This is a genomic window from Nonomuraea glycinis (assembly GCF_035920485.1).
In the GTDB taxonomy this organism is placed as follows: domain Bacteria; phylum Actinomycetota; class Actinomycetes; order Streptosporangiales; family Streptosporangiaceae; genus Nonomuraea; species Nonomuraea glycinis.
The window spans coordinates 167,086-192,250 of sequence record NZ_CP109166.1 but is presented as its reverse complement, the minus strand read 5'-3'; the positions used below and the strand labels follow the sequence as shown (position 1 = coordinate 192,250).

The window sequence follows — 25,165 nt, the reverse complement described above, 5'->3', positions numbered from 1 at the left end:
CAGGCGGAGGTTCCGGCGGGGGCGGATCCACTCGCGATCGCCGCGGGCATGAACCCTGCGCTGTCAAGCTGGATGGTCCTCACCTCGCGACGCAAGGAAATGGGGGCGTTGAGCACCGTGCTGGTACTGGGCGCCACGGGGATGTCGGGCAGCCTCGCCGTGCAGGGGGCGTTGGCGCTCGGAGCCGAGCGGGTCATCGCCGCCGGGCGTGATCCGGAGGCGCTGGAAGGCGGGCTTGAAGGCGTCGCTGCCCGCGGACCTGCTGCGCAGCAGGCGGATCCGGATCACCGGGAGCGGCGTCGGATCGCGGTCCGCCGAGGAGATGCTCGCCGAGGCGCCCGAGGTCATGGCCCGCTTCGCCGACGGGTCCCTGCAACTGCCCTACACCGCGTTCCCGCTGAGCCGGGTCGGTGAGGCGTGGGCACACACCGGCCGCAGCCGCGCCGTCGTCGTGCCGGATTGAGCCGTCCAGCCATCAGAACGTGATCGGAGAAAGGAAAGCCATGCAGAAGAGGGCACTAGTGGTCGGGCTCGGGATCGCGGGAATGTCCGCGGCCATCGGGCTGCGCCGGGCCGGTTGGACGCCGGTGATCGTCGAACGCGCGCCCGAGCGGCGTACCGGGGGCTACTTCATCTTCATGTTCCCGGAGGGTGTACAGGCCGCGGCCGACCTGGGGATCGCCGATTACCTGCACACCCGCAACCCGGAATGGCGACCGGGCGGGAACTCGTGGTCGGTGGATCGCCGGGGCAGGCGGAAGCCGGCCCTGGGGTTGCTGGACGCGCCCAGCGGGCTGGCAGCGGTGCTGCGCGGCGACATCGAGGCCGCGTTGTGGCAGGGCATCACCGGCAACGAGACCGAGGACGCGGTCGAGGTGCGGTTCGCGACCACTCCGGTCGAGATCACCGACGGCGCCGGCGGGGTGCGGGTCCTGCTCGAGGACGCCGGCACCGGGAAGCAGTACCGCGAGGACTTCGATCTCGTGGTCGGCGCGGACGGGATGCGCTCGAGCGTGCGCCGGATGGTGTTCGGTCCGGACGAGGACTACCTGGCGAACTGGAAGGCGATGATCTGCGCGTTCCAACTGAAGGAGCAAGTGCCCTCCTACGAGGCGGGCGACAGCATCATCGTCTCGCGCCCCAGGCGTGCGATGTGGGTGTTCGGACTCGCCGACCACGCGCCCTGCGCGTGGCTGACCTACCGCACCGAGGACATCCCGGACCGGTTCGCCGGGCCGTCGATCGAGCAGGTGCGCGCAGCCTTCTCCGGGATGGACGACGAACCCGTGGTCCGCCACGTCCTGGAATCCCTGGAACAGGCCCCCGACCACGTGTTCGACTCGATCCACCAGGTGAAGATGCCCCGGTGGAGCACGGGTCGGGTCGTACTGGTGGGGGACGCGGCCTGGTGCATGAACACCTACTCGGCCATGGGCTCCTCGTCCTCGCTGCGCGGCGGCGCCGCGCTGGGCGTGGCCCTGCGGGAGCACCCCGACGACCTCGCCGCCGCGCTGGACGCCTGGGAGACCGGCCTGCGTCCCTACATCACCAAGCAGCGGCGCTCCGCACGGGTCAAGCAACAGCGGTTCGTCCCCTCCAGCCGCCCGGTCCAGGTGCTGGTTTCGTGCGTTCTCGAGCTGATCCGCAGGGTCGTCCACCGCCGGCTGGCAGCGGGGTTCACCGCGGCGGAGGCCGCTGCCCCGGCCGGCACGGCGCGGTGACGGCTGTGCGGAAGAGGGCGTTGGTGGTCGGGCTCGGGATCGCGGGGATGTCCGCGGCGATCGGGCTGCGCCGGGCCGGGTGGACGCCGGTCATCGTCGAACGGGCGCCGGAGCGGCGTACCGGGGGCTACTTCGTCGGGCTGTTCCCGGAGGGTCGGCAGGCCGCGGTCGACCTGGGCATCGCCGACCACCTGCACACCCGCAACCCGGAACGGGCGACCGGAGCGAATTCGTGGTCGGTGGATCGCCGGGGCAGGCGCAGGCCGGCTCTGGGATTCCTGGATCAGCCCGGGGAGCCGGCAGCGGTGCTGCGCGGGGACATCGAGGCCGCGCTGTGGCAGAGCGTCACCGGCGTCGAGGTGCGGTTCGGGACCACTCCGGTCGAGATCACCGAGGGTCCGGCCGAGGCGGAGGTCCTGCTCGAGAAGGCCGGTGCGCGGTACCGCGAGAGCTTCGACCTGGTCGTCGGCGCGGACGGGATGCGCTCGAGCGTGCGCCGGCTCGTGTTCGGTCCGGACGAGGACTACCTGACCACGTGGAACGCGATGATCTGCGCCTTCCAGCTGAAGGAGCAGGTGCCGTCGTACGAGGCGAGTGACAGCATCATCATCGCGCGCGCGAAGCGGGCGGTGTGGGTGTTCGGGCTCGCCGACCACGCGCCCACCGCGCTGCTGACCTACCGGACGACGGACATCCAGGAGCAGTTCAGCGGGTCGCGGATCGATCGGCTGCGCTCGGTCTTCTCGGGCATGGACGATCCCGTGGTGCGGCACGTCCTGGACTCCCTGGAAGACGCCCCTGACCACCTGTTCGACTCGGTGCACCAGGTGCGGATGTCGCGGTGGAGCAAGGGTCGGGTCGTACTGGTGGGGGACGCGGCGTGGTGCATGAACCTCTACTCGGGCATGGGTGCCACGTCCTCGCTGCGCGGCGGCGCCGCACTGAGCGCGGCCCTGCGGGAGCACCCCGACGACCTCGCCACCGCTCTGGACGCCTGGGAGGCCAGGCTGCGTCCGTTCATCACCAAGCACCAGCGCACCGCGCGGCTCAAGCAGCAGATGTTCGTCCCGTCCAGCCGCCGGGCCGAGGCGCTGCGGTCGGTCCTCCTCGGTCTGGTCCGCAGGATCCGCGGCCGCCGGCCGGCGACGGGCGCGGGCGGTCCGCGAGCCCGGGCGATGTCCGGCACGTCGCGGTGAGAACGACGTCCGCGCCGAGAAGGGATACCCGATCGGCGTCCGGAATCCCGATCGTCGTGGCGGTGCACTCCACCGCGCGCGGCCCGGCGATCGGGGGCTGCCGGATCAAGCCGTACCGATCCGTCGGCGACGGCGTGGCCGACGCGTTGCGGCTCTCCCGCGCGATGACGCTCAAATGCGGGCTCTGCGCCTGCCGATAATTACATCCACCCTGGTCATGACTCTGGGAGGGCTTCGCGTGGCCTACGCGAGCTCCGGTCACCCGGGAGACGGAAGCGCGTACGGCAGGATGATCCGCTGTGCTCCTTCGCCTGGCCTGCCTGACCGTCACGAACACGTTCGCCGCGCTGCGGTTGCTTCCCATGCGCGATCGGGACAAGGATGTGGAGATACTTGCCCTGCGTCACCAGATCACCGTCCTTGAACGCCAACTCGGCGCCGACACCAGGGTGAGATTCGCCCCCGAGGACCGGGCCTTTCTCGCCGAGCTCTTAACCTCGCTGCCCCGCGAGGTCCTGCGCCAGCTGCGGCTTCTCGTCCGGCCGGACACCGTCCGGACGGCAAAGTCCAGCTACTCGACCGGCCAGAACACAAGCCACACCCGGTCCCCACGGTGATCCAAGACGCCATCGTCGACCGCCAGGTGCTGCGGCTCACCTACCTCGACAGGGATGGCACCCGAACCCAACGCGAGGTCGAACCCGTCCGGTTTGCCACCATACGCGGACAACACTGGTACCTACTCGCCTGGTGCCGACTGCGTATGGCCTCCCGCGCCTTCCACACCGACAGGATCGTCCACGCCCAGGCCACCGGCGAGCCCGCATCGCCCCGCCCCCACCAAGACTTCGCACTCCACACCTGCGACCTCATCGACCGCACCCCCACTCTCGAGGGAAACTCACGACCCTGACCTGGCTGCCTCGGAACTGCTGGCGAAGGACAGTGCGGTCACTTCTCGCGAACATCGATCATGCTTACGGCCGCCAAGCGCGGTCAAAACTCACAAGCAAGTGCGGTCAGTTCCCGCGAGCAAAACCACTCCCGGGGCCGAGAGCGTCGGTACGTCGCGACACGGAAATGCCAGTAGATCGGTCCCGCCGGGGATCTCCCACCCCGCCGCAGTTGTGCGTGAGCAGGTTGTCTTCGAGTGCACGCCCCGGGCCACCTCTCGGTCCCGGGCGCACTCATTGTCGACGCTGATGTCCCGTGAGAACATCCAGCGATGCGTGTGAATCTGTGGTATCGCAATTTATCCCGCATCCTCCTGGCCCTGGTCGCAGCTGCCTTCTCCATCGCATCCCTGGGCCTGGCCACCCCGGCATCCGCCGCCGTTCCCGACGGCCACAACTGCTGGTACGTCTCGCCGGGCAGCCCACCGAGCAAGACCGACAACAAGACCGTCAACGACAGCGCGACGGTCCAGTGCGACGGTCCAGCGCGCCGCATCGACGCCACCCCGGTATCCGCCGACCTTCTCGACGGCCACGTCTGCTGGTGGGTCTCGCCGGGCAGCCCACCGAGCAAGACCGACGCCAAGACCGTCAACTACAGCGCGACGGTCCAGTGCGACGGTCCAGTGCGCCGCATCGACCTCACCGTGGAGCTGCTCTACCACGGGCTGATCGGCGGCCCCGGCGTAACCGTGAGCGGCCGCACCGACGTTTGGCAGTACACCACCCTGACCCCCCTGTTCGGCCTCGGCGCCCCCACCCCGGGCGAGTTGTGCGAGTCCGGCTATTACTCGGGCCGGGCGACCGCCACGGTCCAATACCTGTCGGGGTCTCCGGAGTTCATCACCGGATCGACGGGGTCTGATCCGGTATTGCTCGACTGCCCGCCGCCGGATATCCCCATCCCCCCGCCGGCGATGACGGTCGTCAACCCGGGCACCCAGGTCACGCGCCTCCCGGCGGACAGCGTGATGCTGCAGATGCAGGCCACCGGCGGGAGCGGGTCCTACACCTGGTCGGCGACCGGTCTGCCGCCCGGGCTGACCATCGACACGACCGGCTTGATCACCGGCACGCCCTCGATAGGAAGCTACAACGTCACGGTCACGGCCGTCGGCGGCGGCCAGGCAAGCACCACCTTCACCTGGCGCGTCCGGCGCGAGGCCATCTGCCCCAGATGCTGATCTTCTGCCCCCAACGGAAACTCTGTCGGAAAGGCGACGGCGCGTATTGTCTGCGGTCCCGGGTCGGTCCTCCTCTCCGATCCCGCTCGGTGCGGGTAGGAGAGGAGCAACCCGTGACACACGCTGTGAACACATCTGCCGTCCCGAGCGGCGCCCCCGCCGCGGGTCTGGCGCGGCTCGGGCAGGACGACGGCCAGGCGGTCAACCTGGTGCACGGGGTAGCACGACGATGTGCCGTTGATGGGGCGGCTGGACTCGTCCGGGTCCCATCCGGTCACCGTACTGCCGGTCAGCTCCTCGACGACGGTGTCCTCGCGCCACAGGCACAGGTCGCTGTCGTCCCACTCCCGTCCGGCCGGCCCGGCAACGGTGGCGGGGACGTCTTGCGGGACGTCGGGGACGTCCAGAGGGACGTTCTGACCGGCGGCCTGGCGGTCGAGGGCGGGCGTGGCGGCGCTGGGCGGCGCGGCGGTCACCGACGCGCAACACCGGGGCCAGAGCCTCCAGGTGACGCCGGCGTCTCGGGCGGCGGTGATCAGGTCGGGCTCGACGCCGGCCAGCCAGTCGCGCAACTCGGCGAGCAGGGTCAGCGCGGCCAGGGCCTCATCGCCGGACGGCCGGGGACTGTCGTGGGAGCGGTACGGGTTGGTGAGCTGGTGGACGTTGGTGACCTTCCCGGCGTCGCGCGCGGCGTTCCCGGACGGCACGAAGCGCGTGTTCGGCCTCTCCTCGCTGAGGAAGGCACGGGCGTCGTAAGGACGGGTCAGGTCGTAGACAGGCCGCACGGTCACGTCCCCCTCGGTCGCGCCCCGACGTCCTCGTGGCGATGGCAGATCTGTCATCGCCACGAGGACAGGCGCTGCGGCGGCGAGTGTTTGTTCCCGATGAAGTCTTCAGAGCGGCGGTGCCGCGAACTGCGCGGATAGCCCAACGTAGGCCCGAACGCCCAGCACGTCGGATGCAGAGTTACTCCGGACGTCGCAAGATCGATCGCAAGGTAAGCCCGGACGTCGCAGGGCTCTCCCCCGGACAGGACAGGTGTGCGGGGGGACTTACGCGGAGACGTGCTCCGTTTCGCAGATACCTTGGTCCAACTTCTGCGTCTGCCTGTTACGTCCGGGACGAAAAGCAAAGGACGTCAGCGCCGCGCCTTCAGCGCGGCGAGCCCGCCTGGGGTCACGTCGTCCAGCGCCCGGAGAGCCTTCCTCAGCGCGAGGTATAGCTTGGCGTGATCCCAGATGCGAGGACCGAGGGTGCCGTCCTTGACGCGACGATGCCGAGTGGGCTCGCCGCGCAGAGATCGGTCTCGGTGCCGTGCTCGCCTGGGACTTGCTGGACCTACTTATGGCGCTGCCGGTGGGGTTTCCCGTCCCGCTCGGGTCCCTGTCCAGGTCGCACAAGCGCCGTTTGTGTCGCGCTCCGAGTGGAGCCGCGATGATCACGGCGGATGCGGTGACACGCTACATCGTTCCGCCGGTCACCCCGCTGTTGGCCGTGGTGCTCCACATTGGTCAGGTTCTCGGGGTCGACGCCACGTCCCGCTGTCCGCGACTGGCAGCCGACTTGTACCGCTTCATAACTCATCGCGTGGCGCTTGATCTGGGGCTGTGACCCCCAGACGCCGTGCGGGCAAGATCGCGGTCTGTGTCGGTTCGTCTGCTGTATCTGACCTTGATTCGGGTGTTCGGTTGGCTGGTGCTGCTGGGACGTGGTCAGGCATCCAAGGATGTCGAGATCATGGTGCTCCGCCATGAGGTGGCGGTGTTGAAGCGTCAGGTTGTCCGGACGAAGCCGGACTGGGCCGATCGGGCGCTCCTGGCGGCTTTGGCCCGCTTCCTACGGAAAGTGCTGCGAGCTCATCGACTGGTCGCCCCAGGCACCCTGTTGGCCTGGCATCGTCGGCTGATCAAACGCTCCTGGACCTACCCCCACCGCCCTGGAACAACCAAGGAGGTCCGAGAGCTGGTCCTCCGGCTGGCACGGGAGAACCCGGGGTGGGGGTATCGGCGGGTACACGGTGAGCTGCTTCGCCTCGGCCTGCAGGTCAGTGACGCGACCGTGAGACGGATCCTGCGTTCACGCCGATCCGGTCCAGTTCCCCGCAGCTTCGACACCTCCTGGCGGACGTTTCTGCGCCTGCAAGCGAAGGGGCTGGTGGCCTGCGACTTCTTCCACGTCGACACGATCTTTTTGAGACGCCTGTACGTGTTGTTCGTGATGGAGGTGGAAACACGACGCGTTCACATCCTGGGTGCCACCGCCCATCCCACCGGCGCCTGGAGCGCCAGCAGTCCCGCAACCTGCTCATGGACCTCGGGCACAGAGCCACCTCGTTCCGGTTCCTCATCCGTGACCGGGATATCAAATTCACCGCCGTCTTCGACGAGGTCTTCACCAGCCTGGGCGTCACGGTGATGAAGACGCCGCCACGGACACCTCGAGCCAACTGCTACGCCGAACGCTGGATCCGCACCGTCCGAGCCGAATGCACCGACCGCATGCTGATCTACGACGAACGCCACCTTCGATCAGTCCTGAACGAATACGCCGAACACTACAACGCGCACCGCCCACACCAGTCCCGCCGGCAACACCCACCTGATCAAGACGAGCACATCGTGGTACCGCTGGAAGGCCGGATTCGGCGCCGAAAGGTGCTCAGCGGAGCCATCGACGAGTACCACCGAGCAGCCTAGCCGACACGAAGAAACACCAGCTCAGACCACGTATACGAGTTTTGAAGCGGTACACGGTCGCCGTGCTCGGATCGTGCTCCAACACCCGAACGCTCCGTCAGGCCCCTGTAGGCAGGTCATCTTCCGACCAGTCTGGGGGGAGCCCGCGGCTTCATCACCCACCGGCTCGCGGTGCACGGTCGCCTCGAGACGTTCAGCCATGGCAGACCACGGGGCGCTCGCCAGTTCCTGCGAGTCGAATCAACGGGCGGTCAGCTCTGTGATGTCGACCGCGTTCACCAGCGCCTGCAGCTCCGGCTCGAAGCGGAGATCGAGCGGGTACGGCTCCTTGGCGGCGCCTTTCTGATTGATCATCAGGTTGTCACTGGTGTCGTTGACCACCGTGGCCGCGTTGACGGCGTCCCATCGCACGCCGTCGAAGGAGCGCCGCTCGAAATGTCCGGCGAGCATGCAGCTGACCTGGGCCCGGCCGTACGCGTCGATGCGATCGGTACGCAGCACGACCGCCCGCGCGGCGCTGAGGCCGGGGGCCACGGCGAACGCCTCGCGCAGCGTGACCAGCAGGTACCCGCACAATGTCAGGGTGTAGTAGCTCGCGCGCTCGGTCTTCGTGAGCTTCTTCAGCGAGATGTTGCCTGCGGTGGTACGGGAAGGAAAACGTTCGGGCACGAAGTCCGGCCCCGGCGCCAGGATCACGAGAGATACTTCCGAACCGTTCAGCGCCACGGGCACGGCGGGCGCCTCGTTGTCCTCGAATGCCTCCGCCAGGACCGGCATGACCATCTCTGGATCGTTCCCGCACAGGCGCTGCCATTGGTGGTTGAGTTCCCCCTGGTATCGGTCACGCTCGGCGTTGGCCTGCATCCACCAGTGCTGCATGTCGGCCTCGGCGGCCTGCCGGGCACGCTGCTTGGCCTCAGCGCGGGCCTTGCGCTGGAACGTGCCGATTCCCGCCAGCGCCTGCTGCTCTCGAGGAGCCAGAAAGGCCGACAGTTCTGGCGGCGGGACAGGTGCGGCGACGGGCGCTGGCGCGAGCGGGAACTCGGCCCGGTGCAGGTCGAGGATCTGCATGAAAGCGCTCGCCAGCCGCCCGGCTTCCGCGGCCTTCTCCGCCTGCGCGGCGGCACGCTGAGCCTGGGCCATTTGCCGTTGCAAACTGCCGGCCGTGGGACGGCGTCCCGTGGACGTGTGCCGGCGTCCGCCGTTAAGGCTGGTGTAGAAGCTCGCCGGCCCCACTGAGGAAGAAAGCCCGGTACGGCCGGCTCCCACATGCATCCGCGCGAAACTGGGCCCGATCCCAGCTCTCAGGCCGCGACTGCTGACCCTGAGCCGTACTCCTGGCATGACCTTGAACGAGAAACCCACGCTGACATTTCCTCCACATCATGCCCGATCACTGGTACCCCACCATTCTCACGACTTTCTTCGGACCGGCGGCCGGTCTCGTTACCGACACCGACCCGGCGCTTTCATCAGGCAGCATCAGCAGGCGCTTTTCAAGCTGCAATTGGGCTACCACACCGCGACGCACATGCTTCACATGGCTGGGCTCGTGACCGGATTCATGGCTCGCCCGGACGACGAGACCGGTTCGGCGGAATCCTCCACGAATACTCACATGCCGCTTGAGGCGCACGGATGCCATTTTCGGCAGACGCAGTGCTCGCACGCCGCGCACGACCCCCTACCCGTCTATTGAATGTGCCGGCCGCCGAGGGCCTTCCAGGTCCGGTCGAGGTCGGCGTCATCCGACGTGTGGACGGTCCAGTTCAGGCCCGCGACCGTGTCGGCCCCTCCGTCGAGTTCCTTACCGAGCGACTGGTAAAACTCCACTTGAGCCTGGACGGCACCCTCATTGGCGTAGATCGAGATCACCAGGTCGCCGTTCTCACAGCTGCCGCGTTCCAGTGCGCTGATGGGGTTGGCGATGGGCACGTAATCGCGGCATCCGACGCCTACGGCTTCCAGCTCGGTGGCGATCTCGCGCGGCGTGCCGTACTTCCCGCCGTCGGCAGGTGGTACCTCCGGCGTGGGGATAGGGAGAGGGGATCGTGCTGTAGGCTCTCCGCCGCACCCTGTCAGGACGAGAGCGGTAGCGCTGGCGAGCAGGACGAGGCGTCGCATGCCTAGCTATCGCCTGCGGGGGGTGGGGTGTTTCTCCGAGATGTGAGTCCCGATGCCGCCTTCGGCCGGTTCTCATGCGCTTCAGGTGGCTCGCCACCGCCGCGCCGCCCGCCGAGGGCGACCCCGACGACCTACTGACGATCGCCGACATCACCGACTACACCGGCCTCAAGCGCGGCACCATCAACGCCGACATCTCCCGAGGCCGGTGGGCCGCCCCGACGACACCGGACACGACGTCAAGCGGTGGAAGCGCAGCACCGTGGACGACATCATGAAGAACCGGCGCGGCTACCGGCGCGCGGACAAGGGGGAGCAACGTGGATGACCTGGCGGCGTTCCTTAGGCCACAGCCCATCGCAACCTTGACCTTCACGCACACCGCGCCGAAGCCCGAGGATCCGCCCTTCACTGACCATCTCCAGGGCTGGGGAACCGTCGGCGCGGTGCTCGCCGCGCTCGTCATCGCACTCATCGGCTGGAGGGTGGAGGCGCGGCGCCGCGAGGCGGACCAGAAGGCCGGTGACCGCGAACGTGCTCAAGACCGCGCCGACGCCTACCGACGCCTACACGAGGAGCGCACTGTGGCCGACAAGCGCCTCCAGCAACAGATCACTGAGCAGCGAGAGGACACACGTCGCCGGTTCGTCGCCGAGCAATTGCAGAAGGCCGCCAAGCTTTGGGCGCAGGGAGAGATACGCCAGCTGCCGGGCGTGCTCTCGGCCATCCCAGACCAGTACGCCACCATTCTGCGCTACCTGGTCCGGGGTGAGGACTACAAGGACCTTGCTGGATTCCAGCCGCTGAGTACCGCGACGCACGACGCCCTGGAGAAACAGCTCACCTCGCGCGGTCTCGTGAACCATGGCCCGAACTACCTCATCATGGAGATGCGCAAGCTAAAGCAGAAGCATGAGTCTGAGGGGCGGTCCAAGGACTGGACTCGATTCCACCCACGCAAGCGCGAGCTTCTCCGAGTCGGCTACGACTACACGAAGGTGAAGCACGCCTGGTTGTACGAGGAGATCGGCGAGAACATCGCCGACGTGCTCGGGAGCGCACAGAAGCGCGAAGAGCCTGCGCCCTCGCGAGAAGACCAGCAGCTTGGCTGACCCGAACACGCTCCTGAAGGCGAGACTCGACGGGTGAGCTTGCTCCGCTGTGACGGACACCATCGTTGTGGTGGTCAGGCCGCTGCGGCGGCCTCGAAGTCGGCGGGGCTACGGTAGCCCAGACTGCTGTGCAGGCGGTGCAGGTTGTACCAGCCCTCGATGAACTCGAAGATCGCGCTGCGGGCCACAGCTCTGGTGGGCCAGGACTGCTGGTCGAGGAGTTCGCCCTTGATGGCCGCGAAGAACGACTCGGCCAGCGCGTTGTCCCAGCACTGGCCGGTGCGCCCGACCGACAGCCGCACGCCGAGCCGCGCGGCCAGCTGGGCGTAGGCGGCGCTCGTATATTGACAGCCGCGGTCCGAATGGAAGATCACCGACGCGGTCGGTCGTCGTCGGGCGCAGGCCTGCTGCAGGGCCTCGGCCACCAGGTCGGTGCGCAGGTGATCGGCCGTCGCCCAGCCCACCACCCGGCGGGAGGCGATGTCGATGACAGTGGCCAGATACAACCAGTCCTCCTCGGTCGGCACGTACGTGATGTCGCCGCACCAGCGCGTATCGACGGCTGCCGCATCAGGGGCGAAGTCACGGCCGATCAGGTCCGGCCGGGCATCGGCGTTCGGATCGACCGCAGTAGTCTGCTGCCGGCGGTGCCGATACCGTCCGGCCAGGCCGAGCGCGCGCATCAGCCGGGCCACCCGCCGCCGTCCGCACCGCTGCCCGTCCCGCTGCAACTGCGCATGGACGCGCGGCGCGCCGTAGCTGCCTCGTGAGCGTGCGTGCACCTCGGCGATGCGCTCGACCAGCTCCGCGTCGCGCATCGCGCGCGGACCGGGCACGCCACTGCGGCGCGCGTAGAAGGCGGCACGGGAGACTCCCAGCAGCTCACACGCCCGCTTGACGCTGTGACCGCCCTGCTTCTCCGCCTCGATGAACGGGTCCACGCTCACCGGGTCTCCTTCGCGAAGAAAGCCGTGGCCCGCTTGAGAACGTCGACGTCCTCGCGCAGCCGCCGGTTCTCCCGCCGCAACGCCTCCAGCTCCTGCCGCTCACTGCTGGTCAGCCCATCCCGCTGGCCGGCATCGACCTCGGCCTGGCGGATCCATTGACGCACCGCGGTCTCGGTCAGGTCGAAGTCCTTGGCCACTTGACCGACCGAGCGGTCACCGCGCCGGCACAGCTCGACGATCTCGGCCTTGAACTCCGGCGTGAACGAGCGGCGAGGACGCGGCTTCTTCTTCCCCATGCTCTCCATCATGGACATCCTTCCGGGGACGAACCCCTGATATCGGATGTCCGCCAAACCGGATCAAGCCCAAACCGACGAGGGTTGTGGCGGTGATTAACCCTCCGGCGTGGTCGTGCCGCCTGTCTCCGAGTCCGTACTTGGCGTCCCTGTGCAGGACTGGATCTCGGTGAGAAGCGTCAACGAGGCTCGACTCCATGCCGCGGCCGCCAGACGCGCCAGAGCTCCGTCAAGTGGTGAACGCGCGGTCGTGCTCGCGCGCGTCGGACCGGCCCATCGGCCGGGAGCGCGGTCGTGCTCGGCCGCGACGACGAGCGCGGCCTCCGTCAGCCAGGCGTAGATGTCGTGTGACGAGGCATCTAACAGCGTCGCGCACGCAGGGTGGCTGACCAGGGCGTCAGCCGCTCGGCGGACTTGGAACTGGTAGACCTCGTTGTAGTGGCCTTGGGGCAGTGGGCCGTGGCCGAAGGCGCCGCCGATGAGTTGCGCGGTGGTGAGCGCGTCGGTCGCCGCAGCCTGGTGCGTCTGGTCAGAGGTGTCGGCCAGGTCGAAATGCACATCGGCCACGTCGCCGGGCTCATACCGCGTGATCCTCAGATTCGCATCGATGGTGTAGCCATCGTGCTCCAGCGCCTTCTTGATCGACAGATATGTGTGACTGTCCGTGAAGGCGCCCCCGAGATGGCGGCGATGGTTGTTCCGCTCAATCTGGAGCGCGCGGGTGGCCAAGTCGAAAACGCTGGCCACTTCGTGCTCATCGGTCCAGTTGATCGCGTCGAAGTGGCGAATGACCTGCTTGTAAAGCGGCGATCTGTGCGCAAGGCCGCCAGGTGGGACGGGCTTCGGCAGGCCTGCGGCCGCGAACGCCTCGTCAACGTCTATGAGCTTGCCGAGATTCCGAAGGAGCCAGGCGAGCCGTTCGCGTGTGGACTCGCTGAGGAGTTGCTGGGCCATGACTCTCCGTGAAGAGACGAGACGTCCGAAATGATGATGCCCCGCCAGCAGCCGGCGCGCTGCCTCTCTGGCGGAATAGACCTGCGTGAGCAACAGGGTCGGCACTGCTGCCGGGAGATCTGCCCGAACGACAACACCCCGCCCCTGAGAGGGAACGGTGAGGAGTCTGCACGCACCCGCCCTCCTCTCTGAGATCTTGGGCTATGCCTAAGGAGTCGGGGCGGCAACTGGTCGACGCTTCCCCTATTTCGACCAGGGGCTATGCCCCCGCCCAGGTCGGCCGCTCTAAAGTTGCTGGCCATTTGCCAGCTACCGGCCGTCCGAGCGGCCGACCCTGCGCACGCGGTCTCCGAGCGCCGGTCATGGTCGCGAGGTGGTTGTCTCGAAGGTCTTCCCGTCCTTGCCGGTTGCTGTCGTCTGCACAACAACTGCCCGGGACCTGCGCTGAAGCTCGGTGTGCTGAGCGCGTGTCTTCTGATTTCCGAGTCCTCAGCGAGTGTCGAGTATGCCCGCCCATGCCTGGTTGAACAGGTCACGGTGGGCCTCGGTGTAGCAGGCGACCGGCCGAAGCGCACCGTCGATATACCGCTCGACAGTGCCCGGCTCGGTGCCGTACTTCTCGCGATACAAAGCTTTGAGTTTCCTGCCGAACTTGGTCGACATCGAGCGCAGGGATGCACCCGTGATACCGCGGCTCTCCAGAAACTCGCCCACGGTGAGCGGCCTGTTCGCGGGGTCGATGTCGGGCTCCATGCCGAGAGCGACGGCAGCGACGTGCCGGCCTTTCGCGTCCAGCCACGCCGAATCGACGACGCCCCTGAGATGGCCGAGCACCTCCGCCTGCTCCTTGGCGCGGCGGATCGTACGGTCGATCTCGTCGAGTTGTTCGACAGCGGCACGCGGGTTGATCACGCCGCCCTCATGCCAGTACTTGTCGAGCGCGTCCGCCGCTTCCCTCTGGTAGGCGATGAGTTGTGGACGCTTCTCCTCAGGCACGTTGTTCTCATTGACCGTGGCCAACCACATGGTGAACGTCTTGCGGTCGACCATGCGGTGATTCCGAACCTGGTTGTCGCCTGGAAGCTGAAGCAGCCTGAGGCCCATGCAGGCCCATGACCTGGTCTTTAGCTTGCGGACCTGGGTGTCGGCATCGATACCGAGGGCCTCCGGCACCGGACGGAAGATCACCTGAACGGTGCCGTCCTTGTCCTTCAAGGTGTACACCACGCCCATGGACAGGTTTAGCGGAACAATCTCGGTCACCGGGAACCGCCTTCGCATTGGCAGGGCACAGCGCCGTGGTGGGGGATAAGGTCATGCACGTCGACGGACTCCTCGAATGAGTGGATCGGCCGTGCCCCGGGAGCGTGCTGCAAACGCTCGCCGGGGTTCTTGCTCTCCTGTGCTGAGGTCTCATTCTGCGAGACGGAACGCGAGGATTTCTGACGTTTCAACCACCATGCGGGAGTTGATCTGTGATTTGCGTCACATCACGTAAACCTTCGGAGGCTTCACGCGTCTCGTGGGATCTGTGCGGCTCAGGGGCCTATTCGGATCCACCGCGGGGTTCCTGTCAGCGACGTGGCTGACGCCAGGGTGAGTCCGTAGACCTTGGCCGTGCCAGCGTTCTTGACACGGCGGCGGCCTGCACTTGCCTGCCGAGCCTCGCCACGTTCACCCGTGAACGGTTTCCGCAGGGTGCGGGAACCGTTCACGATTTCTTGATAACGGCACGGTACGGCGTGAAGTCCTCGCTACGCCGTACCTGCCGCCCTCAAATGACGTACCGGAGTATTCGAGGCCCCTCCCGCCGCCCTCAGGCGTATCGCCCGCCAGGCCGTGGTCCACGCCCGAACATCGTTGTCGTTGCCGCCGCAGGCCCCGATGAAGGCCTTCACCACGCGGAGCGTCGGCAGACGTTTGGTGTTCGCCTCGCTGAGCGTCTCGCACAGCGTGCTCGTCGCGAACGCGCCCCGCGAGCGCCGGGCCAGCTCGGCCAGCGGATCCTCGCCTGCCCAGATGCGGAAGACCCTCATAGCCTCTAGGAACTCCGCCACCGTGGTGGCGGCCAAGGGGTCCGGCTTGAGATCCTCGAAGCCCTCCACGTCGTCCACGACGGCGAACGAGGGGGACATGCTTCCAGCGTCGGCCGCGGCGGCCTGCGCCGCCGCGACTCGCCGGCCGCGCTGGGTCGCCGGTGGCTTCTGGGGTTGCCGCGCCGGCACCGCGGTCACCTGTACGCCGGTAGCCGGCGGCTTCTCGGGTTGCCGTGCCGACGCCAGCGCTCTCACATGTGAGCCGATGCGGACGGGCTCGACCAGTGGTCCGCTGAAATAGAACAGGCCACGCCTGACGTACACGTCGGCGGCTTCCTGCCAGAGGTCAGCCAGTTGGCGGTATCTGGCCTCGCCGACGCGAAGCCGCGCCGTCAGATCAGCGAAGGGACCCAAGAGCGGGAAGGTCTGGGCCGCGGGATTGGAGAGTGCGTCCACGATCTGCCGCCACTGCCCAGGATCCGAGCAGTTGGCGGGGAAGCCACGCTCTTCCAGCGTGGCCATCGCCAGGACCGCGAAGTCCTTGTGCGGCTGGACTCGCGGAATGTTGTGCAGAGGCACGACGTAGTGTCCCTCCCTCTGCGCAGCGGTGAGGTCTATCGGCCCTGTCTGGAGATTGGGTGGATAGATGGTGTTCGTCGCGCCCACCTACTGGGCCTCCTTGCCGTCCCGAGGGCCGGGGCGGCGCACGAAGCGTGCGATGCCCGCGACCGAGGCGGTGATGGCGCCGAGCAGGACCGCCACGCTCTCCACGTCGGTCCCCGACGTGAGCAGGAGCCAGGCGGCGGCGGTCAGGACGACCACGATGATGACGATCGACGTGCGCGCCCCGGGGGCGGGGATCGAAATGCAATTGTCCACTTTGTGCCTTTTCCGTGGGGAATGGATGCGGGTGAGCTGGTAAAGCGCACCTTTTCCCGCTCTGCGAGTGCCTGATCGGTGCGGGATGTAGAACATGATGGCGCATTACTCCCATGAAAACCGTATGAAACGTCTGGTGTGGTTAAAAGCACCGATCTCTGGATATGCCTGCCGTGTCGTACGGAACCGTTCGCGAGCGACAGGGCGTGCTTCGCTATCTTGTCGCCGCAGGTCGGCGGCATGCGGACGTGTTCGCCGACGTTCGGCAGCGTTCGCCGCCATCCGGATTGGGCCGGAGAGGCAAGCAAAACATTCCACTCCAGCATTGCGATGTTGAACGCGGGCACAATAGTAAGCACTTGTCGTCAAGCGCTTGCAGTCCCCCGGTTGCCTTACGGATGCGGGTGAGCTAGGGGATCGATAAGGGGAGGGCCCGGTGCCTGTGTCCTCCTCGCATGAGTGCGCGCGCCTTCCGAGATCTCGGAAGGCGCGCGCACTCATGCAGTCGAAGAGTGCTCACTGCAGTCACGCAGGTGCGTCGATTAGTCTCGATCTTTCACGATCTTCGTATGGTCAGGTAAGCGGTTCGGCCGAGGGTTGATTTCACGTTGTGGTCAGCGTGAAGAGCCCGATTGACGCGCCGGGTGGGCGGGGTTCCACGGGCCCGTGGGTGTCCTTTCTGGTTCGTGGGGGGCGGTTTGGTGCTGGTCAGGTGGGTGCCGGCAGGGCTTGGAGCCGGGCCAGGGCGGTCAGGAGTGTGCCGGCCCAGGGCCATCGCTCAGCGATTCGCAGGCGCAGGCGCCGCCCTCCGCGGACCAGCCGTCCGGCGACGGCGAACAGGCGTAGCCGTAGGCGTTTGGGTTCGTAGCGGCGGGCCTCGGTGTCGTGCAGGGCGAGCATCTGCATCCAGGCCACGAGTTCGCAGGCCAGCGCGACGATCTCGCACCAGATCTGGTTCTGGGTGACGTCGTGCAGGGGCAGATTGGCCAGGCCGGTGTCTTTGGCGCAGCGGATGCGGTCCTCGCAGCGTGCCCGGCGGCGGTGGCGTAGCTCCAGGTCGGCGAGCTGACCTTGCTTGGTGTTGGTGACGAAGGCGGTGAAGCGGTGCCCTTCGATGTCGGTGAAGCGCAGTTGGGCGCCGGGGTGCGGGCGTTCTTTGCGGGCGATGACGCGCATACCTTTGGGCCGGCCGGCCAGATCCAGCAGACCGGACAACTCGGCCACCCAGGCGCCGGGCCGGACCTGACCGTTGGCGTCGTAGGCGGGTGTCCACGCGGTCTTCGGCAACCGCAGAAGCGCAGCCTGGATGTCGTCGGTGAGGGTGAACCCGATCGAGTACGACAGCCATCGGCCGGGCCGGGTCAGCCAGGACAGGAACTCATGGGTGCCGCCGCCGGAATCGGTGCGGATCAGCACCTGGCGGCGGCGCTGGCGGGGTAGCTGAGCCAGGGCGAGCCGGGCGGCGTCGATGTGGTCGGCAGCGGTGTTGGAGCCGGCGTTTCTCGGTCTGAGCAGGAGTGCCAGCGGCTCGCCCGAACCGCCCGGGCCGTGGTCGGCGAAGACGGTCATCGGGTGGAAGCCGAAGGTCTTCTTCCAGGTCGGGGTAGCGTGCTGCTTGTCGGAGTGGGCGATGACGATGGTGGCGTCGATGTCGAGCGGGATCAGCTCTCCGTCGGCTCCCGGCGCATGATGGCCGGCCAGGTGCCAGGCTCGCCGGCGTGCGTCGGCGCGAGCGGCCCGGATGGCTTTCAGTGCTCGGGCCGGGTCGGCGGCGAGGCGGTCGATCAGCCGGGAGACGGTGGGGTCGGAGGCCACGGGCCCGAACAGGTCGGGCTGGGAACGCAGCAGCGCGATGTCGGCCAGGCAGTCGCCGCCCAGAGCCAGGGTGAGGGCCAGGTCGGCGATGACCTTGCCGGGGTCGTGCACGGCCCGGGCCGGCCGCCAGCGCTGCAACTGGGTGGATAACGCTTGGTCCAGGCCGGTGGCGCGGAGGGTGTGGAGCAGCAGCAGGGCGCCTGCTTGGGAGACGAGTCCCGAACCGTCCGCGGACACCACGATCTTGCGCTGGGACGCGATAGTCTTCACTCGAAAAGTGCCTTCTGATCTGGCGTGGACAGGACTCTAGACAAGCCCCATCCTCCCAGCTCAAAGGCACTTTTCTCATGTGAACGATCAGCCCGGCTCAAATTCCCCGCGAAAGCCCGAGGTTAGATGTCTCTGGCTTCTGGGCCGATGAAAGCAGGACACGAGCCCCGCACCACGAACGTCCTTGTCCAGGTCGAATACCGCGGCAAAGGTCCTCACGAAGCTGCGCGAGAAGGATGTCGCCTACTGGGTGAGCGCCATGACCTGGACAGCTTGGACCGGCTCGGCCTGACCTACCTGATCGAGACGGTGGTCACCGCCCGGCATCATCCGTAAATCAGCCCCTGGGGTGTACCTGGCCGCGCTCACCCGACCGCCATGTGCAGCATCCACGCCGCGGCGGTGAGCAGGCCGAAACCGGCGACGCTGAGGAGGAGGGTGCGGATCGCGGCCCAGCGGGGCAGTTTGCGGGCGAGCCAGCGGGCGGCGCGGATGGTGAGCGGGACGCGGGACTTACGGGGGGAGCGGGCAACGGCGGTGCGCTCGCTAACGAACGCCTCCGCCCAGGCGGTCATCGGAAACAGTTAAGGTGCGCAGCTCAGCGTGCCACGCCCTACCGTGATCCCATGACAGACCAGATGATCACGGCTCTCATCGCCGCTGGCAGCGTCCTCCTGGGCGGCGGCCTGACCGGCATCATCACCCTCATCGGCCAGCGAATGACGCTCAAGGCGGCCGACCGGAAGACGCAGCTAGAGATCGCAGACCGGGACCGCACCCGCTTCCACGAGGCCCGCAAGGAGGCGTACGCCAAGTTCCTCGCGGCTGCCGCTGACGCCGAGGGCCGCGTCAGCTTCGAGACCGTCGAGAAGCTGACGAACGCAGATCAGTCCGAGATCGTGACCAAGCCCGGTTTCGAGAACTTCGGCCCTGACGCGGCGATGCGGATGACCCGCCAGCAGTCCATCGTCCAGATCCTCTCGGGCTCACCAGAGGTGCGGCAGGCCAGCAGCGATCTCGTGAACGCGGTGCTGCGCCCGAAGCGGGGCGATTTCTGGGCCGCGGTCGTCACGCGAGCAGAGGCTCGTGAGCGCTTCATGAACGCGGCGAACAAGGAACTGACGGGACGGAGAGATTCGTCCCTCACCCCGGGCGAAGCGTCGCACCTTCCGGCTGAACAGTAGTCCACGCCGCCCCCGGCGTCCGTCTCATCGCCCCAGCGTGCCGCGATCGACTCCGCGGCGACCTTCTCCCGCCACGTCACCAGACCAGTCGAGCCGAGCGAAACGAGCGTCTTAGGCACGATCAGGCCACGCGCACCCGGGTTGGCCAGCATCATCGCGTGAAGCTTCTCCAACGCCGCCCGGGACTTGCCGGTGCCGGCCGGGCCGGACAGGAGGACCTCCGGGGCGCGGCAGGCGAACACCTCCGCCGCGGCGCCACGCGGCCGGTAGTGGTGGCGCAGTGAGAGGACGGTGGTCATGGCTGTCGATCACCCATCGCAAACCGTGCCATAATGATCACAACCCCCCTGCATGTCGCTATCCGCCGACCCTGAGGGGCAACCATGCAGGCTTACTGCACCTACTGCCGCAGCCGAGATGTCACCGTCACCGACGAGACGCCCGCCCACGCCATCACTGACGACCGTTCGGGATGGGGCGCACAAGTCCGCCACACGACCCAGGTCCCGGCCTCGGTCAACTTCGCCTGCAACAACTGTGATCGATCCGGGACGGTAAACGTCTGAGCCAGCGCGGGGTCGTCGCCAGCCTTGGGGGTGGCCCCGCATCACGTCAGGCCCCCCATGTCCACGCCCTCGAACGCGTACGTCACCGTGACATCCCCGCCCACCTGCTGCTTGACCGGCGTGTCCAGCCCGAGGAGCTTCGCCCGCCGCTCCTCGATGGCGAGGACGGTCTTGATCGCCGTCAGCGTCGGCGCGTCATCCTCGATCGGCTCGCCTCGACCGTCGTCCACCTCCGCCTCGCCCTCGTCGTTCACGAACGGCTGACCGAGCCGCACGATCCTGCCGTTCGACACGGTGATGTGCCTGTACCGCGTCAAAACGGGCCACGACGACTCTGACCTGTGTGGCTTCGTTTGCGAGATTGGGCGCCAGATGTTCGCGACTTTCGGCGCCACGTTGCCGGTGCCGCGTGTCGAGATGTTCGTGAGAATCGGCACCACTTGTGGATCTTGCCCGCCGGTGGCGCCGGCGGTAGCTTCGGAGCCCGTTCACCCTCTGTGCAATCAATCATGAACCGAGCAAGGCGCGTCCCGCCTCCGACACCTGTCACCGTGCGTGAGCGGTGCGCTGGCCGGCAACAGACTCCGGGTCCTTCTCAGGGGTGGATCACGGGTGGGCGGGCGGCGATGGACTGGTGGAGTGCGTTCGCCACCGCTTGGACGAGCGGGGCTTGTGAGGCATCCCAGACGAGGTTGAGACCGCTGTGGCTGCGGAGGATGAGCCTGCCGTACAGCAGGATGGGCAGGCGGGCGTTGTTCTTGAAACGGCGGTCGGGGCCGCCTTTGACGTTGACGTAGCGCCAGGTGGAGTCCACGACCGTGCCGTCGGGTGGCACCGGGCCTTCTTCGATGAAGCGGGCGTGTTGCATGCCGACGTGGAGGTGCTGGTAGGCGAGGTCGGCGACGTGGCGGCCGTTCTGGAACAGGACCCGGTCGGGGAGGAAGTGCACCGACAGGTTGCCTGCGGTCAGGGTCGGGACGGCGACGTTGGTGACCAGGATCCGCGGTCCCGTCAGCCGGGCCGAGGCGTTCAGCCTGCGCAGCAGATTGGCGGCGCCTGCGTTCACCTTGAACTGGTAGGTGCTGGTGATCGCGCCGGATGCGGTGATCAGCCAGAACCCGTGGGCTCGCTGGAGATCGGTGATCGAGGTGACGAGCTGATCGAAGCGCCAAGCGGCCTCGTCGGTCACGTCGTACATGACGACCACCGCGCGAGCCGCCCGATCGCGCAACGCCACCCAGAGCACGCAAGGCAGCCCGACGGCGACGATGACCAGGCCGAACCGGCCTGTCACCAGTCCCGCGACGAGCAGGGCGGCCAGGGCGAACGGCCAGTACGGCCGGCGTTGGGCGGCCTTCTGCAACTGCTGGACGATGTCACTCGGCTGGGCCGGGACCAGGCTGACGACATCGTGCATGACCACGTCATGGTCGGGCGCGATGGTGCGGTAGGAGATCGCTCCGCGTCCCATGCGCACGACGTTGCCGCGGGGGCCCATCCCCACCCGAAGGCCCGGGATTCCGGTCGAGACTCCCATCCCGGCCTGGCTGAGGGTGAACCGGAACGGTCCAGCCCTGAGGCTGGTGCGCACATAGAAACCCACTATGAGGAATCCTTCCGACCCGGGCGCCCGTTACTGCGGCCGAAGTCCGACCCTGTGGATGCCCGAGACCGGGTCGGGCGAAGGCTGACGGGCGGCGAGTCGCAGCGCGCGCCGGACAGGGTGACCGCTGACTCCCCACGCGGGGTTCGCCTTCGCCTTGCGCTTCTTCGCCACGGCGCCGATCCTGGCGTCTCTCAGGGGCCAGGAAGGGCTGGTTCGCGCAGCACGAGCGACTGAGGCCAGCCCCTGGGTCATACTCTGAACGCTATGCAGGAGGAGTTGCGGGCGTTCACCGAGTGGGTGGGCGAAGGCCGGAAGCTGACCCAGACGGGGAACCTGACGCTGTCGGACGCGCGGGCGCTGGTGGCGCTGCTGGAGACCGGTGACGAGATCGACCCGAAGATCGGCGATCGGGTGTTCCGGACGAAGAGCAGCACCGACCTGCCCGGATTGAACCTGATCGTGGAATGGGCCAAAGCGGCTGGGCTGGTCCGGGTGGTCAAGGGCCGGCTGCTGCCGGTGATGAAGGCGGCGCCACTGCTGAAGGACTCGGAGCGATTGTGGGAGGCGTCGTTCACAGCGTTGGGGAAGATGAGCGAGGCGCTCTTCCCCCGGAACTACTGGTCCACGTCGCTGGTCGGAGAGGAGTTCACGCTCATCTGGCCGGCGCTGCTGCGTAGGTTGTACGGCGGGCCGGTGCCCGTTGCGGATCTGCGTGAGCTGGCCTGGGAGATCGCGTCGCCGTACTACGAGATGCGCGACCCGCAAGCGCAGCGGCGGATGGCCGGCCAGGACATCGATCGACTGCTGGCCGTCTTGGTCCGGCTGGGCGCGGTGGAGCCCACGCAGGAGACGGCGACTCTGACCCCGGTGGCGGTGAACGCCGTACGGCGCAGCCTGGGCGAGGCCGCACCGGGAGAGCCGATCTACCAGATTCGGGTGACACTCCAGGAGAGTGCGGATCCGGTGATCTGGCGGCGCCTGCTCGTCTCACCCGGGATCACGATCGACAGGCTGCACGACATCCTGGTCGCGGCGATGGGCTGGGAGGGCCGTCATCTCCACCTGTTCACGGTGGGCGGTGTCCTGTACGGCAAAGCGTCACCCGAGTGGGATCTGGACATTCTGGACGAGAAGAAGACCTCGCTGGCGGAGGTGCTCGCACAGGTCGGGGCAGCCATGGAGTACGAGTACGACCTGGGTGACAGCTGGCGGCATGACATCGTGCTGGAGGAGATCCTCACCGCGGAGGAAGGGGTCCGTTAACCGGTGCTGGTGGACGGGGCGGGAGCTTGCCCACCAGAGGACGTCGGCGGCATCGGAGGCTACGCATACCTCCGCCTGGTGCTGGCCGATCCCGAACACGACGAGCACGACGAATACGTCCGCTGGGCCGGTCTGAAAAGCGCGCAGAAGTTCGACCCGGCCCGGTTCGCCCTCGAAGCCGCCCGCCGAGCGCTGGCCTCGGCTGGGTGATCAGATGCGCGTCGCAGACGGGCAGCTCGCGCGCCTCCCCGCTGTAGCATTCGCCCCGCACATCAACGGCTGAAATGCCGGCAAGGGCGATCCCTGCACGGAAGCCCCGGTGGTGCCCGATCGGGACTCATCGCGGCAGCGCCGACCGCCTCCCCCGGAGCTTCCCCGTACCACGGACACTTGACCTGAGGTCACCCTGATCGAATGCGAGCCTTAATAGCTAGGCGCGTGCTGGGGGCAGGCCGTAGCGGCTGACGGCCAGGTAGGTCTCCGGCGTCGCCGCTTCGAGGAGCCCTTCGTCGCCTTCCAGGTGGATTTCTGGCTCCTGGGGGCGGCGCAGCAGGTCACTCCAGTCGCTTGTCGCTCCCCGCTCGTAGGCGCCGCGGAGCAGGGGGCGCAGCCGAGGGCGGGCTTCCTCCTGCTGCTCGCGGAAGATCCGCCGCTGGGTGAGTCGCTGTCTTTCCTGAGCGTCGTCGCTGAGTTCCTGGTTCTCGGGCGGCTGGTCCTCGGCGCGCAGCCCTGGGGTGCGCTGGGCGATGGCGAGGTCTTCCTCGTGGAGGCGCTCGCAGGCGGCGAACAGCTTCCGGGACATGCCCAGGTGAACCTCGGTTCCGGGGATGCGGCAGGTGAGGAAGTCGTCGAGGCCCATGGAACGCATTCTGGCCCGCAGGATATGCCGCTCGGCGTGAGGCGCTACTCCGCGGGCTTCGGCCCGCATACCGCGGGTGAAGTCGTCGCCTTCCAGGGGCGTGGTCAGCCCGGAGCGCCGATGACGGGACGCGCGTTCGGCGGGAACGGGAACGGTGCGCAGTTGCGAGGCGGGAGCGGAGCGCAGCGCCAGGTAGGCGAGCATCTGGGCGCGGGCCGCGCCGATGAGCGCGTCGTCGCTGTCGCCGAGACGGTCTTCGAGGTTACCCGGGCCAGCCGCTGACTCGTCGTCGATGGCGATTCCGGCTGGGGTGAGCGGCGGCTGGCCGGGGTGCAGGTCATGGTCGATGGTGAGGAAGAGGTCGTCTCCGGGCCGCACGGACGCTCCGACCAGGACGGTGCGATGGGCGTACGAGCCGAGGATCTTGCTGCCGGCGGCCAGTTGCGCCCACCCCTTGCGGAGCGTGCTGAGGCCCACGTCGCCCCCCTTGGCTTCGATCAGCCAGTACAGGTCCTCTGCCTGATGCTGCCCCCATAGGTCGGGCAGCTTATTCTTCGGGTCCTTGAACGTGTCGAGCAGGGCGGGGATCGGGCCACCGAGTTCGAGGTGCTCGGTCTGACCGAGGCCCAGCAGTGAGCGGCAGGCCCACTCGGTCATCGTCATGCCCAGTCGGTAGGCGGCGGCGTTCTTCGCGCTGCGCTCGGTACCGTACGCGTAGACCGGGTTCAGGGTCAGGCGCCGGCCCGTGGTGCCTCGTACGGGGTGCTGAGGCTTGACGGGGTGCGCGCCGAGGTAGGCGTACAGCGGGGAAACCCGGGCGACGAATTCCCCGTGCGCGTACTGCGGCTGATTCTGCAGGTGCGGGGTGACGTCGCGGCCGACCTCAATGGCGGCCTTGATGATCTCCCGCCAGGTGGTGGTCGAGACGTACCAGCCGTCGGTCGCCGGGAACCCGTGTGACCCGGCCCACGGCTGGTGCTTGGCCGTCCGCCACCGCCTCCGGGGCTTTCTCGCAGGCCCGTTGCGGAAAAGGACCGGTACATCGAAGCTGTCGGCGTAGGTGAGTGGTGGCTCGTCGGGGACGTGTGCGGGGATCATGTGGATCACTCTGGCACGGTCGGATCGCTTCCGGCAGCCGAGTATAGGGCCGCCAACCGGTCAGCAGTGGGAGCCATTCGGTTGACCTCGGGAGCAGGTGTAGGGCTCAAGAACTCGAGTACTTCAAGCACCGAGCCCTTCGTCCGGTGGAAGGAAGGGCTCTGGGGCGCCAAATGGCTGGTCCGGGTCACCTGAAATCACGTTTCGTGATCTTGTCGATGGTGCATGCCGTCACCCGGCGTCTGTTGTCTGGGGCGCCCACCTCCAGCTCATGCCGAACGTCGGTAGCGCCGCCCTGGCATATATCGACCCGGTTCTTCTGGAGGCCATCGAAGCCTGCCTGCCGTCCGGCCGGCACATCGACCTTGACCTCGGGATCGCCGTTTGTCCACTCGGCTGACCGCCC

General features: G+C 67.6%; 28 protein-coding genes and 1 pseudogene. 14 read left to right on the top strand and 15 right to left on the bottom strand.

Annotated features, from left to right (window positions below; translation table 11 throughout):
• The first annotated feature begins 235 nt into the window (after nt 1–235).
• The 7 genes from OHA68_RS00960 (at nt 236) to OHA68_RS00935 (ending at nt 5,054) form a co-directional block, all read left to right on the top strand.
• Entirely contained in the window at nt 236–463 is a 228-nt protein-coding gene (locus OHA68_RS00960) for a hypothetical protein (RefSeq protein ID WP_327105891.1), read from the top strand.
• 40 nt (nt 464–503) lie between these two features.
• Entirely contained in the window at nt 504–1,721 is a 1,218-nt protein-coding gene (locus OHA68_RS00955) for an FAD-dependent monooxygenase (RefSeq protein ID WP_327105890.1), read from the top strand.
• A gap of 5 nt (nt 1,722–1,726) precedes the next feature.
• Entirely contained in the window at nt 1,727–2,917 is a 1,191-nt protein-coding gene (locus OHA68_RS00950) for an FAD-dependent monooxygenase (protein WP_327105889.1), read from the top strand.
• Nucleotides 2,914–3,117 (top strand): Glu/Leu/Phe/Val dehydrogenase dimerization domain-containing protein, encoded by a 204-nt coding sequence (locus OHA68_RS00945; protein WP_327105888.1) that lies wholly within the window; start codon nt 2,914–2,916, stop codon nt 3,115–3,117. The genes OHA68_RS00950 and OHA68_RS00945 overlap by 4 nt, the downstream gene beginning before the upstream one ends.
• A gap of 99 nt (nt 3,118–3,216) precedes the next feature.
• Entirely contained in the window at nt 3,217–3,534 is a 318-nt protein-coding gene (locus OHA68_RS00940; RefSeq protein ID WP_327105887.1) for a hypothetical protein, read from the top strand.
• Entirely contained in the window at nt 3,531–3,830 is a 300-nt protein-coding gene (locus OHA68_RS45255; protein WP_407674411.1) for a helix-turn-helix transcriptional regulator, read from the top strand. Before OHA68_RS00940 ends, OHA68_RS45255 begins: the two co-directional genes overlap by 4 nt.
• A gap of 312 nt (nt 3,831–4,142) precedes the next feature.
• Nucleotides 4,143–5,054, top strand: coding sequence for an Ig domain-containing protein (locus OHA68_RS00935; RefSeq protein WP_327105886.1), 912 nt, complete (start codon nt 4,143–4,145; stop codon nt 5,052–5,054).
• Here the strand turns inward: OHA68_RS00935 and OHA68_RS00930 are convergent.
• Nucleotides 4,961–5,845, bottom strand: coding sequence for a hypothetical protein (locus OHA68_RS00930; RefSeq protein WP_327105885.1), 885 nt, complete (start codon nt 5,843–5,845; stop codon nt 4,961–4,963). The genes OHA68_RS00935 and OHA68_RS00930 overlap by 94 nt on opposite strands.
• A 643-nt stretch (nt 5,846–6,488) precedes the next feature.
• On the opposite strand from OHA68_RS00930, the gene OHA68_RS00925 reads away from it, so the two are divergent.
• Nucleotides 6,489–6,665, top strand: coding sequence for a hypothetical protein (locus OHA68_RS00925; RefSeq protein ID WP_327105884.1), 177 nt, complete (start codon nt 6,489–6,491; stop codon nt 6,663–6,665).
• A gap of 695 nt (nt 6,666–7,360) precedes the next feature.
• Nucleotides 7,361–7,750 (top strand): integrase core domain-containing protein, encoded by a 390-nt coding sequence (locus tag OHA68_RS00920; RefSeq protein ID WP_327105883.1) that lies wholly within the window; start codon nt 7,361–7,363, stop codon nt 7,748–7,750.
• Nucleotides 7,751–7,990: 240 nt separating this feature from the next.
• Here the strand turns inward: OHA68_RS00920 and OHA68_RS00915 are convergent, their stop codons facing one another.
• From OHA68_RS00915 to OHA68_RS00905, 3 genes are all read right to left on the bottom strand, one after another.
• A complete protein-coding gene (locus OHA68_RS00915) occupies nt 7,991–9,025 on the bottom strand; it encodes a hypothetical protein (RefSeq protein WP_327105882.1) in 1,035 nt (344 codons plus the stop codon).
• Between the two features lie 118 nt (nt 9,026–9,143).
• Nucleotides 9,144–9,386: a hypothetical protein gene (locus OHA68_RS00910; protein WP_327105881.1), complete on the bottom strand. Its 243-nt coding sequence runs from the start codon at nt 9,384–9,386 to the stop codon at nt 9,144–9,146.
• Nucleotides 9,387–9,442: 56 nt separating this feature from the next.
• Nucleotides 9,443–9,874 carry a hypothetical protein gene (locus tag OHA68_RS00905; protein WP_327105880.1) on the bottom strand — a complete coding sequence of 144 codons (432 nt, stop codon included), beginning with the start codon at nt 9,872–9,874 and terminating at the stop codon, nt 9,443–9,445.
• Between the two features lie 74 nt (nt 9,875–9,948).
• Between OHA68_RS00905 and OHA68_RS00900 the strand changes: the two genes are divergently transcribed.
• Together OHA68_RS00900 and OHA68_RS00895 are read left to right on the top strand one after the other, a co-directional pair.
• Nucleotides 9,949–10,152 (top strand): hypothetical protein, encoded by a 204-nt coding sequence (locus OHA68_RS00900; RefSeq protein WP_327105879.1) that lies wholly within the window; start codon nt 9,949–9,951, stop codon nt 10,150–10,152.
• 42 nt (nt 10,153–10,194) lie between these two features.
• Nucleotides 10,195–10,986, top strand: a complete 792-nt coding sequence (locus OHA68_RS00895) for a hypothetical protein (protein WP_327105878.1) — start codon at nt 10,195–10,197, stop codon at nt 10,984–10,986.
• A 74-nt stretch (nt 10,987–11,060) separates the two neighbouring features.
• On the opposite strand, the gene OHA68_RS00890 is transcribed toward OHA68_RS00895, so the two are convergent.
• The 8 genes from OHA68_RS00890 to OHA68_RS00855 all read right to left on the bottom strand — a co-directional run bounded on the left by OHA68_RS00890 (nt 11,061) and on the right by OHA68_RS00855 (nt 18,758).
• Entirely contained in the window at nt 11,061–11,933 is an 873-nt protein-coding gene (locus tag OHA68_RS00890) for an IS3 family transposase (RefSeq protein WP_327105877.1), read from the bottom strand.
• Complete coding sequence (locus OHA68_RS00885) at nt 11,930–12,241, bottom strand: transposase (RefSeq protein WP_192785456.1); 312 nt, start codon at nt 12,239–12,241, stop codon at nt 11,930–11,932. Before OHA68_RS00885 ends, OHA68_RS00890 begins: the two co-directional genes overlap by 4 nt.
• An 84-nt stretch (nt 12,242–12,325) precedes the next feature.
• Complete coding sequence (locus OHA68_RS00880; protein WP_327105876.1) at nt 12,326–13,183, bottom strand: hypothetical protein; 858 nt, start codon at nt 13,181–13,183, stop codon at nt 12,326–12,328.
• A 489-nt stretch (nt 13,184–13,672) separates the two neighbouring features.
• Entirely contained in the window at nt 13,673–14,446 is a 774-nt protein-coding gene (locus OHA68_RS00875; RefSeq protein WP_327105875.1) for a phage antirepressor N-terminal domain-containing protein, read from the bottom strand.
• Between the two features lie 491 nt (nt 14,447–14,937).
• Nucleotides 14,938–15,885, bottom strand: coding sequence for a hypothetical protein (locus OHA68_RS00870; RefSeq protein WP_327105874.1), 948 nt, complete (start codon nt 15,883–15,885; stop codon nt 14,938–14,940).
• Entirely contained in the window at nt 15,886–16,098 is a 213-nt protein-coding gene (locus OHA68_RS00865) for a hypothetical protein (RefSeq protein WP_327105873.1), read from the bottom strand.
• A gap of 708 nt (nt 16,099–16,806) precedes the next feature.
• On the bottom strand, nt 16,807–18,183 hold the full coding sequence (locus OHA68_RS00860; protein WP_327105872.1) for an IS1380 family transposase: 1,377 nt from the start codon (nt 18,181–18,183) through the stop codon (nt 16,807–16,809).
• A gap of 365 nt (nt 18,184–18,548) precedes the next feature.
• On the bottom strand, nt 18,549–18,758 hold the full coding sequence (locus OHA68_RS00855; RefSeq protein ID WP_327105871.1) for a hypothetical protein: 210 nt from the start codon (nt 18,756–18,758) through the stop codon (nt 18,549–18,551).
• Nucleotides 18,759–18,809: 51 nt separating this feature from the next.
• On the opposite strand from OHA68_RS00855, the gene OHA68_RS00850 reads away from it, so the two are divergent.
• Entirely contained in the window at nt 18,810–19,367 is a 558-nt protein-coding gene (locus OHA68_RS00850; protein ID WP_327105870.1) for a hypothetical protein, read from the top strand.
• Nucleotides 19,368–19,974: 607 nt separating this feature from the next.
• Here the strand turns inward: OHA68_RS00850 and OHA68_RS00845 are convergent.
• On the bottom strand, nt 19,975–20,226 hold the full coding sequence (locus OHA68_RS00845; protein ID WP_327105869.1) for a hypothetical protein: 252 nt from the start codon (nt 20,224–20,226) through the stop codon (nt 19,975–19,977).
• Nucleotides 20,227–20,528: 302 nt separating this feature from the next.
• The gene (locus OHA68_RS00840; RefSeq protein WP_327109437.1) at nt 20,529–21,524 is read right to left on the bottom strand and encodes a DUF4236 domain-containing protein; all 996 of its coding nucleotides are present in this window, start codon (nt 21,522–21,524) and stop codon (nt 20,529–20,531) included.
• A gap of 279 nt (nt 21,525–21,803) precedes the next feature.
• On the opposite strand from OHA68_RS00840, the pseudogene OHA68_RS00835 reads away from it, so the two are divergent.
• A pseudogene (locus OHA68_RS00835) lies at nt 21,804–23,012 on the top strand (plasmid pRiA4b ORF-3 family protein).
• Nucleotides 23,013–23,232: 220 nt separating this feature from the next.
• Here OHA68_RS00835 and OHA68_RS00830 read toward each other — a convergent pair.
• Nucleotides 23,233–24,759, bottom strand: a complete 1,527-nt coding sequence (locus OHA68_RS00830; RefSeq protein WP_327105868.1) for a hypothetical protein — start codon at nt 24,757–24,759, stop codon at nt 23,233–23,235.
• Nucleotides 24,760–25,030: 271 nt separating this feature from the next.
• On the opposite strand from OHA68_RS00830, the gene OHA68_RS00825 reads away from it, so the two are divergent.
• Nucleotides 25,031–25,159 carry a hypothetical protein gene (locus tag OHA68_RS00825; RefSeq protein WP_327105867.1) on the top strand — a complete coding sequence of 43 codons (129 nt, stop codon included), beginning with the start codon at nt 25,031–25,033 and terminating at the stop codon, nt 25,157–25,159.
• Nucleotides 25,160–25,165 lie beyond the last annotated feature (6 nt).